Raw genomic sequence first — 12574 nt, 5'->3', positions numbered from 1 at the left:
ATTTTCTCCATTATATTTTAATCTTTCTCCTTCATTAACCCTAATTCCGAATCTTTTTGATCGAGATAGATTGGCGATTTTTTTTTTAACTCATTTTCTCTATTTTTTCTTTGTTTTTGAACAAAATTCTCTTCATCAGGAAAATTGAATCCAAAATAATTGTTTTTTATTTCATTGTGTGTTAAAAATTTTTCTTGATTCAAAATTTTGTAATTATTGCCTATTTTTTCAAATAATCCAATAGAACCTCCATAAATTAATTTTTTATCTATTATGTTTTCATCATAAGTATTTTTGTTCAATTCTACAGTAGTTAGTGTTTCTAAGTCAACTATAGAAGTAGTATCTTGAGTTACAATCAATAGAAATTTTCTTCCATTTATGTCTTCGATAACTTTATTAAATTTATAAATCGGTAATTTTTCAGTTATTCTATTAATTCTTGCTAATTCTGTATCAACTATAAAATGTTTTATTTCATTAAGGTTTTCATTTTTTTCCTTTTTCAAAGTTGCGGAAATTGCAACAAAAGGAACAGCAGGTGTTATACAAGCTGTGAGTGTTAAAAATATTTTTTTCTTTTTCATTATTTTTCTCCTTTTTTGAATTTTATAACTTTAAATAAAATAAAAATGATAAAGAAACTAACTAATCTAAAATATGTGAAAATTTTCACACTGTTTAATTCAATAATAAAAAAGCATTAAAAAGTTCTATCTAAAATATTAAATATTAATACTAAGGAATAATATAAAATTAGTATTATGAAATTGTTTAACATTAAATCAACTGAAATGCGTATAGCAGAAAAAACTTTGAAAAAAATAGCTGATTATGAACCTTTAATATCTAGATTATCAGATGAAGAATTAAAAAATAAAACACACCAGTTTAAAGCAAGATTAGCTAATGGTGAAATTTTAGAAAAAATTCGTCCAGAAGCTTTTGCAGTTGCTCGTGAAGCAACAAAAAGAGTTTTAGGCAAAAGACCTTATGATGTGCAAATGATTGGTGGAGTTTTATTAGATTTAAGTTCTGTGGCAGAAATGAAAACTGGAGAAGGAAAAACTATTACTTCGATTGCTCCAGTTTATCTTAATGCACTAAGTGGTAAGGGTGCAATTGTTTCAACAGTTAATGAATATCTTTCAGAACGTGATGCTCAAGAAATGGGAGAAGTTTTTAATTTTTTAGATTTAACTGTGGGAATTAATAAAGCTTCACTTTCGCCCGAACAAAAACGTGAAGCTTATGCGTGTGATATTACTTATTCAGTTCACTCTGAGTTAGGTTTCGATTATCTTAGAGATAACATGGCTTCTTCAATGGAAGAAAAAGTTCAACGGGGTTTACATTTCTGTTTAATTGATGAAGCTGATTCAATTCTTATTGATGAAGCTAAAACACCTTTAATTATTTCAGGGGGCGAATCTTCAGATACTAATTTATACTTTTCAGCTGATCAATTTGTGCGTACTTTAAATCATAACGATTATGAAATTGATGAAGAATCTAAAGCTATTTCTTTAACTTATAGTGGTATAAATAAGGCAAATATTTTCTTTAAAATTGCAAATTTATATGACATTGAAAATTCGGAAATAGTTCATCGTTTACAAAATGCTCTTAGAGCGCACAAAGTTATGAAGAATAATGTTGAATACATTGTAAGAGATGGCAAAATTGAATTAGTTGATGCTTTCACAGGTCGGATTATGGAAGGAAGAGCTTATTCAGAAGGTTTACAACAAGCTCTTCAAGCCAAGGAAATGGTGCAAATTGAACCTGAAACTAAAACTTTAGCAACAATTACTTACCAAAACTTTTTCCGTATGTTTACAAAACTTTGCGGTATGACCGGAACCGCTAAAACAGAAGAGCAAGAATTTATTGATATTTACAATATGCGGGTAAATCCCGTACCAACGAATCGCCCAATTCAAAGACAAGATCTTGAGGATTCAATTTTTGCTTCATATGAAGGTAAGTGAATTGCAGTAACTGAAAAAGTTAAAGAGTTATATGAAAAAGGTCAGCCAGTTTTAATTGGAACTGCACAAATTGAAGATTCAGAAATCTTGCATGAGTTTTTACTAAGGGCAAATATTCCGCATACAGTTTTAAATGCTAAACAAAATGCTTCTGAAGCTGAAATTATTTCACAAGCAGGACAAGTAAAAGCTGTGACAATTGCTACTAATATGGCTGGTCGTGGTACTGATATTAAACCTTCTAAAGAAGCCTTAGAATTAGGGGGATTATATGTTATTGGAACTGATAGAGCTGAAAGCCGTAGAATTGATAATCAGTTAAGAGGACGTTCAGGGCGGCAAGGTGATCCTGGAACTTCAAAGTTCTACCTTTCTTTAGATGATCAATTAATGCAACGTTTTTCCAACTATGAAGAATTTAAGAAATCATACGAAAAAGAAGGCAATAAAGAAATTACTAATAAGAGCTTGCTTTTTGGTTTTAAACATGCACAGAAAAAAATCGAAGGTTTTAACTACGATAGTAGAAAAAGTGTTTTACACTATGATGATGTTATTAGACAACAGAGAGATTTATTTTATGCACAACGTGATTTAATTTTAAGCAGTAATGATATTGTTTTTGTCATTAAAAAAATGATTAAAAATGTGGCTAGTCAAATTGCTAAATACAATAAATTTAAACTTAAAAGTGGTAGTTTAAATTATGATGCTTTAATTGAATATGTTAATGAAAATTTCTTTAAAAAATTGAAAAATCATATTTTAACTGCTAAAGAATTAAGAAAAGTACATGACTCTGATCTACCTGAATTTTTAGGCGAGAAAATGCTTTTAGCATTTGATGAATGACATAAAAATGCTGTTGAAAAAGTTGATTTAGAATATACACAGTATATTGAAAAGTCAAGAGTATTAAAAGTAGTTGATAAATATTGACAAAATCATATTGATGCAATGGATAAATTAAGATCAAATATTAATTTAGTTCAATATGCACAAAAGAATCCTTATCAAATGTATACTGATGAAGGAACTAAAATGTTTTATCAAATGTTAAATGACATTGCATATGATGTTGTTAAAGAAATTTTTAATGATCGTCTAGGTCGTGAAACGTTAATTAGTGCTGAAATTAGAAACGATCCTTTATTTAAACAAATTGCTGAAATTATTCAACTAGCCCCTTCGCAAACTGAAGAGGAAAGAGAAGAATATCTATTAAAAATGTACAATAATTTAAAAACTCAAACACAAGAATTAAATGAATTAGTAGAAAAAAGAGATTAGTTTTTATTAAATTCATTTTTTTAAAAAAACACACCATTTATGTTCAGAAGAAAAAGACATATTTGGTGTGTTTTTATTAATTTCATTTACATATATTATTAATAAAAATATATTGAATGTTTAATAATTATTGATAGGTTATTATTATAAAAATAAACAAAAATCGAATAAATCAATTAAAAAACTAATTAAACTAGATTTTTCTTTTGGCGAAGGTTTTAATCCTTTGATTCGTAATTTGAATTCTCATCATTTCAAACGTCAAAATTCTTTTTTCATACTTATCCTTTTTTGAATTATACTTCAATGAAGTTTAATAAAGAAAATTTTTAAAAACAAACTAAAAAATTAATTATTTAAAAGCATTTAATTTCAGAAAAATGTTTTGTTCATAATTAAGTTAATTTATCAGCTAAGAATAAAACCATACGAATCTTTTAGATTTTTATTAAATATTATATAAAGAATTTCAACTATGTTTATTGTGGCCACTATAGAAGACAAAACAGTGATTGCAGTGTTCATTTTTTTTAATAAAAAAATTGTGTTATAAATTGCTTCTGTATCAATTGACATACGAAAATTGCTAATAGAAATAATTACACCAAGAATTGAAATTGTAATAACTAGTGGTAAAGCAATTCCTAATCTAATAAAACCATTTTTTCTTTTTTCAATATAAAATCAACATGCTCCAAAAGTTCCTAAAAATAAACTTAAAAGAAACATATGAAGTTTTCTTTTTAAAGTGAAGGAATTACTATGTGAAGGAAGAAAATTTTTGCTTATATTAAATTTTTTCATATTTTCCTTATTTACACCTTATTTAAACAATATTTATTTTAATTTTTATAAATTTTTAAACAACATAAAAAAACATTTAATTTAATTATTTATTTTTTTGTATACAACTATTTTAATATTAATAAAAAAAGAATCAATTAAACTTTATATATATTTATTAAAAACATACAAATTACAATACATTTGAGTGTAATTTGTATGCCTGTTTTTAACTAAAATAATTTTATCATTCAGGAAAAAAACCTTTTAAGTCGATAATTGCATCATTTATTATAATGTAAAGCAATTCAACTGCATTAATGATGCCAATTATGATAATTAAAGCAGTTTTTGCAAAATCTAGTTTTATTATCAGATTTATAGTTTCTTCAAATTTTTCTATTGATATTAGTGATTTGGAATAATTGCTTATCAAAATCAAAATTGTTATTGTTGCAATGATAAGTAAAGAAGTAACTATTAGTCTAACAAATCCAATTTTTTCCCTACCTATGTAAAATCAAGAAAGTCCAAAAGAATCTATAAAAATGCTTAAAAACAACATAACAAGTTTTCTCTTGAAATTGGAAACTTGATACTGATTATAAATTTGAATATCTTTTTATTGCTTATTTAAATAATTGATATTTTCTTGCACAATATATTTTTTAAAAATCTATTTAGTTAAATTTGACAATTTCTCTAATTCGTTTTTCAAGCTTGCAAAATCAACTTGTTCTTTTACTTGACTATTGATTTGTTTGTAAATAATTTTATTTTCTTTGTCTAAAATAAACATTGCTCTACCCATTAAGTGAATTTCTTCAATTAATAAACCTAATTGTTTTGCAACATAATGGTTATAGTAGTCTGAATATAATTCAACTTTACCAGTTGGATGTAAATTTTTATAATCAGCTAAGGCTGAAGGTAAATCTACTGAGAAAGTAATGTAATCAAAATTTGGATAAGTTTCTGATATTTTACTTAATTCTAAAATTTGCATATCACACACACTTGTGTTTGAAGATGGGAAAACTGCTAAAACTGCATAATCATGGATTCTTGTTGCTAAAGATTGAGCAAAATCTCCTGCCTTAGCTCCTTTTAATTCTAGTTGTTGTCCTAGTTGCGCTTCTTGACCTACAAAGGTTAAAGTTGCATCACCTAATTGAACTGTTCTTTTCATATGATCTCCTTATTGTTTGTACAAATATACATTTTAAATTATATTGGAAAGAACTTTTTTATTTAAGAGTTTAAAAAAATGAACTTTTAAAAGTTCATTCTAAGTACTTTTTTTAACAAGCTTTTTGCCAATTACTCTTCATAAAATGAAAAGAATAATAGCAATAGGTACAAGAATAGTTAAAGCCACAATTATTAAATAACTTTTTAATCAAGCTTTATTTCTTGCTTTTTTATCATCATTAATGTTTTTTAATATTTCAATTGATTTTTCACCTAAAAAATCATCAATGTCACTTAATCTTTTTTTGTCAAATAATAGAATACTAATGTAAGTAGCAACTAATGTTGTAAGTGAAATACCGCATAAAATACATAATAAAATTGTATTTCCAAAAGTATTATCTAATCATTTGGCTCACTCAAGCTTAAGTTTAAAATTTTCTTTGTCAATTACTCATTCCTTACTTGAGTATAAACCATAAATAATTAAAGAAAATAATCCCACGTAAGTTATTGCAAAAATTACTAATCAAGTTAAATTAACATCCTTTAAAACAATTTTACGATAAGCAATATGAAATGTATTGCTTGTGTTGTAATCACCTATATTTAAGGCTTCCCGGTATTTTTGGACAGTGTTAGATCATTTTTTATTTTCAATGGCATTTTTAATACCAAAAACCATTGCAAAAAAAGCAATTGCACCAAAAATAATTAAATATCCAACGTAAAGTTTAGCAGTAAAAATTCCTACCTGTGTATAAGTTAAAATAAATAAAATAATAGCAATAAGCATTAGTGAAAAAGAAATTGACATATTAATTATTTTAATTACTTTTTCTTGTCTAATTACTTTATAAACTCTTGGAGAAATTTGATTTTTAGGATCGCGATGAATTTTTTGATCGCTAGCTACATAATCTAATTCTTGATTATTTCTAATTACTTCTACAGTTTGAGAATCTTCTATTGGGCGATATTTTCTTTCTCTCATAATATACCTATTTTAATATTTTTGCAACTAGCATTATTTTTAGCTAAATTTATTTTTATTATAATGAAAATATTAGGTATTTGATAAATTTAGCTAAAAATAGACAAAATAAATTTTTAAAAAAATTAGTAAAAATTTTCTTTTTTCAAAATATTGTGTAAAATTAAGGCGTTAAATTGAAAGGAAACAGCTCATGCAACAGAACTATTTAAATGTAAATTCAAATAGCTTTTCATGAACAGTAAAACGTTTTACTGCTGTTTTTTTTGCTAACTTTGTTAACTCAATTAAAATGATGGGTATTATTATGCCTATCATTAAAATGGCAAGAGTTAATAAAGTTATTTGCCACAACTAGAATTCATTTAAATAAAGTAATAATAAGCACTTAAAATACATTAATCAAACTAAGCTAAATTTATTTTATAAATTGTAATTCACACCATAATCATAATTAATTAGAGTTTCAAAGTCAAATTTAACATAATAATAGAATAATGAGAATAGATCATTATTAATTTATTCTATTCTAAAATTCTAATATAATGGAAAGTATTCATATTTATATATATGCATTATAAACATGCAATCTTAGCTAATACTTAAATTTTTAAAATTTGAAAAATTAGATGAAGAGTAAAATTTTTAAATTTTTTACATACATAAATATGGATACATACCTTTTAATCAAAATTTAGGAGAAAAAATGAAAAAAAGGAAATTATTACTTCTACCTGCATTTTCATTGCTGTCACTGCCTGTTGTTGCAGTAGCATGTTCAACAAATGAAGTGCAAAGAAGAGAAATAGTATCATTAATTAATTCAGCTAGAATACTAAAAGCATTTGATTATGATAGTACTGCATCATATGGTGGTGCAATTGATCAAAATGGATCAGGTATTGTTAATTTGACTTTGGGTAGACAACAAGCTTTAAATTCAGCACAAACTGAAGTTGTTGAAATTGACGGAAAGCCAGAAGTTAAAGTTGTTAAACCGGTATTTTTAAAACATAAACTTGAACTTGCAACAGCGGTAGTTGTTACTACTAAAGATGATCAAGTAAAAGTTTTTGACAATGATGAAGCTGAAGTTACACCAGAACCAACTGAAACTTTAAATGGTAAACAATATTATTCATCACTTAATGTTGAATTATCATCAAACAACGAAAAATCAATTAATAGTTTAGCCTTCCAAACAGCACTTCAAAATGCTAAAAAAGTACAACTTGTAATTAGAGAAGGTGTTAAATGAGTTGATAGTCAGGGCAATGACACAGGTTATACAGTTAAAACAAAGGATATTTTATATTCATGATGAAGAACAAAAGCTATTGACACTGACTTTAGACATGAGCATGGTGGAAGCCTTTATCTTGATAGATTAACAAGAAAAACATTATTGGAAAAAACTAGCATTTATTTCACAGATCAAGTAAGATATCCTAACGAATATTTATTTGAACTTTATGGAATTGATTCTTCAAAATTTAATAATCCAAATGACTTTATTACCAAATTAACAGCAGATTCATTGCCAGAATCTATTAAAAATAAAGAAGCTATTAGCTTTGAGGCTGTTGGCGGTGGAAATTCAAGTGATTCATATAATTTTAAAGAGTTATATGACAAAATGTTTGAAAAAGATCTTACATTTGTTGCTGCACCATCTGACTATATCGAAGAACAAAACGCTAAAATTGTAAAACTTACAGAAGATTATTGAAAACAAGTTTCAGATGCAGATGCCAAAAAAGCAGAAATTGCGCAAGCAACAACTGTTGTAACAGAAAAAACTACTGTGTATGAAAATGCAGCTGCTGATTTAGCTGCTTCTAAAAACAAAAAGAAACAAGCTCAAGAAGACAAAAAGTCTATTGAAAAAATTGCTGAAGCACAAAGAACAGATGAACAAAAAGCTACTTTAAACAAAGCAAATGAAATTCTTCAAACTGTGGATAGTGAAATCCAAGCTAATGAAACTAAAACTAATGCAGCAGCAGAAGAAAAAAATGTTGCTGAAAAAAGATTATCTGATTTAACAGTGTCAATACTTAACTACTTTAAAGCACATATTAAAGATTCTAAATTAGATTTTGTTTACAACTATCTAGGTGATGCTCCTGAAGATGCCGCTCAGTTCTACTACGCATTAAGTACATTAGATAAAGATAGTATTGCTTTCAAATCAGGAATTTATTGATATGGTGTAAGTGTTAAAAATAATTTATTTAATGGTTACTACTACACTACAGGACTTAAAAATCTTAGACAACAATTCTTTAAAAATACTCACTTTTATGATGAAGAGTTTGTAAATTCAACAGATAACATTGTTAAAATCACAAATGATTTCCAACAACCTATTGATGCCAACATTTTTAGAGACAGAACCTTTAATCTTTATAAATCTGGAAGACTTACACAAGTTCCATATTCTTCATTAACTGATAAGCAAAAATTAGAAGTAGAAAGCAATCCAAGTAAATTTGGTTTACAATACACACAAATTAAAAATACTAATACTCCACACTACTCATACTTGCAAAATGCATATCCAGTAACTACCGATAATCCTGAAAAATACAAATTCACTGATGAATATGCCTTAATAAATTGAGGACTAACAAGAACACAATTAGCGGCAGGTCAAAAACCAACTGATGAATATATTTTAGGTTTAGGTTTATCTTTTAGATCAATACTTAAAGCAGCAATTAACTGAAATACAGTTGTGTCAATTCAATCAAATGACTTACAACAACCATGATTTGCTAAAGTGGCTTCAGATTCAAAAATTGGTGGTTCAGATCAAGAAACTGCTAAATACAAAACACCATTGGAAGCTAATTCAGAAATTAATAAACTTTATGCAATTGATGTAGATGGTAACAAAATCAATTTTGGCACTGACTCAGAACCAAAATATGAAATATCACTTGAAGATAACAAACAATATGCTAGTTCAAAATCAGATGATAATGAAAAACTTAAATCAGTATATTTTGACAAATTAAAAGATGAAATGAAAAAAGTACTTGATGAATTTGATAGAAGATATCCTGATTATGCAGGTCACAATATCAAAGTTAACTTATTCTACTTATTTACAAATCTTGACAGCAAAACACAACAAAGAGTTGAAAATCTAGCAAGAGTAGCTAGAGAACTTAATAGTAGACTTGATTTAGAATTAGTTTATTTCACAAAAGCTGAAGGAGAATGAGAAGAATTTACTAGATCAGGATTAAATGGTTATGTAAGAACTGCTTGAGGTTATGATTATGATTCAATTGGTTCAGGTTACGATGGACTAACAACTACTTCACAATTATTGCCACAACTTACTCAAATTTATGCTTTAAAATCTTCAGATGAAACTAAATACAACAAATTCAAAGCTCTATTCCCACAAATTGCAAAATTAGCTGATGGTCTTTTAGAATATGAAAAAACTCACAAATTTATTAAAGAGGGTTCAGATACAGAATTAAGTTTAGAAAAACTTTATTTGGTTGATCCAAACTTCTTAAACAATAGATTTGGATATGTTAATCAAGTTAAATTTGTTTTAGATTCAACAACAAATCGTTATAAACTTTATAGAAATCCTGACACTCAAAGAGTTCAATTCCTTAATGATAATCCTGATACAAGTTTATGATCAGCTTCATTCTGATATGACTATGTAAGCAAACAAAAAAATGAAGATCTTGTTCAACTAATGAAAGAATTTTCAACTTACTTAGATTACGATTATGTAAATGAAAGTAATAAAACAATTGAAAGTTATAGACCAATTCTAGTTAATAAGAACTATCTTTACCCTGTTGTTCTTGGATCTGATTTCGATAATTACGCAGATTGAAAAGTTGTAGTAGAAGAAAAAACAAACAAATAAATTTTTAACTAATGTTAAAATACATTTTTCAAAGAATTGCATTTGCAATTCTCACATTAATTGTTATTTCCATTTTTGTATATGTGCTTGTATCTGTTTTTGGGAGTAATCCTCTTAGATCATACGCAGAAGCTGAATATCCAAAAATCAGCAGAAATAATCCCAACTTAACATTTGATGCCTATCTTCAAAATTTAGAATTAGAAAGAGGCATTAGATACGCTGTGATTGATGCTGGCGGAAATAGTATTCCTGGAGCCAAAATACCTGTGTTAATCAGGTATTTTGCATACATTGGAGGCGTTTTCCGTGGAGAGTTTGGTGATGTTCTCAACCCAGCTAATAATCCAGACCCTGAGCAATATAGAACATTACCACAATTATTCTTTATACCTTTACGAAATACAACATTTATCACTCTGCCAAGTATGCTACTTTCATTAGTAATAGGAATTGGATTAGGAATTTTTGCTGGCTATAAACGTGGGAAATTGATTGATTCATCAATTAACGTATTTGTTTTAATTTTTGTAGCTTTACCATCTTTCATTATTGCTCCTTTAGCTATTGCCATAGGAGTTAAATTAGGTATTCTACCAGTAGTGCCTCGTTTTGAAGATGAAAGTTTTGGAACTATTTTTGTTGCTTATTTACCTCCAATTATTGTCTCAACTCTGTCATCACTTGCAGGAGGGGTGATTTTAACAAGAAATATGGTTATAACTGTGTTAACTTCTAACTATGTCTTAATTGCTAAAACAAAAGGATTAAGTGAAACTCAAATTTTCTTTAAATATGTACTTAGAAATTCATTCATACCACTATTTGGTTTAATTTTTGGTTCATTCTTAGGTCTTCTTTCAGGTTCAGTGATTATTGAACAATATTGAGGAATTAAAGGAACAAGTCAAGTTATTTTAAATGGTTTCTCAACAGGAGAAATTAATGTCATAATGTTTTCAACCTTGTTTTTTACATTAATTGGTTTATTTGCAGCTATTTTAGTTGATTTAGCATATCTAATTCTTGACCCAAGAATTACTTATACTTCTAAATCAAAACGTAACTATACAATGTTTTTCAAAGCTTATTTAGAAAGAAGAAAATTAGAAAAAGAATTATTTGCTACACAAATAACAAAGCAAGGAGGGGTTAATGGCGCTTAATGTTAATGAATTTAATCAAAAATACAAATTAAATCAAGATTTAGCGTTAAAAGTTAAATTAGCTCAATCTGATGCTCAAAAATCTTCTTCTATCGCAGGAAAACCAAAAAAATTAGGGGTTGAAATTGTTAAGAGATTTTTTACTAATCCAGCTGTCATTATTTCTGTTATAGTCTTTTTTACAATAATCATAATGTCATTAATAATTCCGGCCACATCTTCATTTAGCCCTAATAAAGAAGTTTCATCTTTAGCGTATACTAGTGATTTACCACCTTACAATGCACCCATTGCAGAACGTATTGCAGATCCAAATGGAGACTTTACTGCAACATATAACAAAATTACAAACTTTTTACAAAACTATGAACATAAGGATTTGGTTAATAATATAAAAAGTTTTAATCTTCATCGGGAACTGTTAGGAAATCAATATCACTACACTTACAACGCTTATGATTTCTTTAGATTAAATCATTTAATTACCTTATTGAATCAAAAAGAAGAAGCTGGTGTAGCAATTACTCAATCATTAGTGAATGAGTTATGAGCATCAACTGATTTAAATACTTTATTAGGTACAACATCAGTTAAATATGATGTATGAACAAGAACATGATACGCAACTTGAAGAGCAATTAAAATTTCATTAATTATTGCTATAATTCAAGCAATTATTGGTATTTCTCTTGGAGCTCTATTAGGTTTTAAAGCAGGATCATTATTGGATACTATTGTGATGCGTTTAATTGATATTTTCGAATCAGCACCAACTCTTATTTGAATTTTAATTTTTGTTTCTGTTTTTGGAACGAGCGAAATTACTTTGATTGTGGTACTTTCATTAGTTGGATGACCAGGATTTGTTGGAACTGCCAGAGTTTATGTTATTACTGTAAAAAATGAAGAATTTATTAATGCATCCAAAGCAGTTGGTGCTTCAACAACAAGACAAGTTTTTGTACATGCTTTACCAGCTGTAATTGGTAAATTAGCTTATTCATTTGTTAGAAGCATTCCTGGTATTATTCTTTGAATTTCATCACTTGCGTTCTTTGGTTTCTTTAGAGAAACAAATGATGTAAACTTAGGTCAATTATTAATTAGCGCTAATGCTGAATATGGTGCAAATATCTGAATTATTCTTTTACCAGCTTTAATCTTACTTTCAATCTCACTTTCACTATCATTTATTGCCCTTGGTCTTCATGATGCTTTAGATCCAAGAGTTATGGCAAAGAAAAAGAGAAGATAA

At 27.3% G+C, this 12574-nt stretch carries 10 protein-coding genes; 5 read left to right on the top strand and 5 right to left on the bottom strand.

What is annotated here, in order from left to right; all coding sequences use genetic code 4:
* Positions 1 to 17: 17 nt before the first annotated feature.
* Positions 18 to 587, bottom strand: a complete 570-nt coding sequence (locus EXC37_RS02025; protein WP_029891788.1) for a hypothetical protein — start codon at positions 585 to 587, stop codon at positions 18 to 20.
* Between the two features lie 177 nt (positions 588 to 764).
* On the opposite strand from EXC37_RS02025, the gene secA reads away from it, so the two are divergent.
* On the top strand, positions 765 to 3281 hold the full coding sequence (gene secA / locus EXC37_RS02020; protein WP_029891787.1) for a preprotein translocase subunit SecA: 2517 nt from the start codon (positions 765 to 767) through the stop codon (positions 3279 to 3281).
* A 405-nt stretch (positions 3282 to 3686) separates the two neighbouring features.
* On the opposite strand, the gene EXC37_RS02015 is transcribed toward secA, so the two are convergent.
* From EXC37_RS02015 to EXC37_RS02000, 4 genes are all read right to left on the bottom strand, one after another.
* Complete coding sequence (locus tag EXC37_RS02015; RefSeq protein ID WP_029891786.1) at positions 3687 to 4085, bottom strand: hypothetical protein; 399 nt, start codon at positions 4083 to 4085, stop codon at positions 3687 to 3689.
* Between the two features lie 223 nt (positions 4086 to 4308).
* A complete protein-coding gene (locus EXC37_RS02010) occupies positions 4309 to 4629 on the bottom strand; it encodes a hypothetical protein (protein WP_029891785.1) in 321 nt (106 codons plus the stop codon).
* Between the two features lie 111 nt (positions 4630 to 4740).
* Entirely contained in the window at positions 4741 to 5253 is a 513-nt protein-coding gene (locus tag EXC37_RS02005; RefSeq protein WP_029891784.1) for a redoxin domain-containing protein, read from the bottom strand.
* Between the two features lie 99 nt (positions 5254 to 5352).
* Positions 5353 to 6249, bottom strand: coding sequence for an MSC_0882 family membrane protein (locus EXC37_RS02000; RefSeq protein WP_029891783.1), 897 nt, complete (start codon positions 6247 to 6249; stop codon positions 5353 to 5355).
* A 193-nt stretch (positions 6250 to 6442) separates the two neighbouring features.
* On the opposite strand from EXC37_RS02000, the gene EXC37_RS03230 reads away from it, so the two are divergent.
* The 4 genes from EXC37_RS03230 to EXC37_RS01985 all read left to right on the top strand — a co-directional run bounded on the left by EXC37_RS03230 (position 6443) and on the right by EXC37_RS01985 (position 12574).
* Positions 6443 to 6607, top strand: a complete 165-nt coding sequence (locus EXC37_RS03230) for a hypothetical protein (RefSeq protein ID WP_006608693.1) — start codon at positions 6443 to 6445, stop codon at positions 6605 to 6607.
* A 348-nt stretch (positions 6608 to 6955) separates the two neighbouring features.
* A complete protein-coding gene (locus EXC37_RS01995) occupies positions 6956 to 10153 on the top strand; it encodes an OppA family ABC transporter substrate-binding lipoprotein (protein WP_029891782.1) in 3198 nt (1065 codons plus the stop codon).
* Between the two features lie 11 nt (positions 10154 to 10164).
* Complete coding sequence (locus EXC37_RS01990; RefSeq protein ID WP_029891781.1) at positions 10165 to 11319, top strand: ABC transporter permease; 1155 nt, start codon at positions 10165 to 10167, stop codon at positions 11317 to 11319.
* The gene (locus tag EXC37_RS01985) at positions 11309 to 12574 is read left to right on the top strand and encodes an ABC transporter permease (protein ID WP_029891780.1); all 1266 of its coding nucleotides are present in this window, start codon (positions 11309 to 11311) and stop codon (positions 12572 to 12574) included. The genes EXC37_RS01990 and EXC37_RS01985 overlap by 11 nt, the downstream gene beginning before the upstream one ends.

The sequence above is a fragment of the Mycoplasmopsis columbina genome, assembly GCF_900660685.1.
In the GTDB taxonomy this organism is placed as follows: Bacteria; Bacillota_I; Bacilli_A; order Mycoplasmatales; family Metamycoplasmataceae; genus Mycoplasmopsis; species Mycoplasmopsis columbina.
This window is presented reverse-complemented; position numbering and strand designations above follow the sequence as displayed.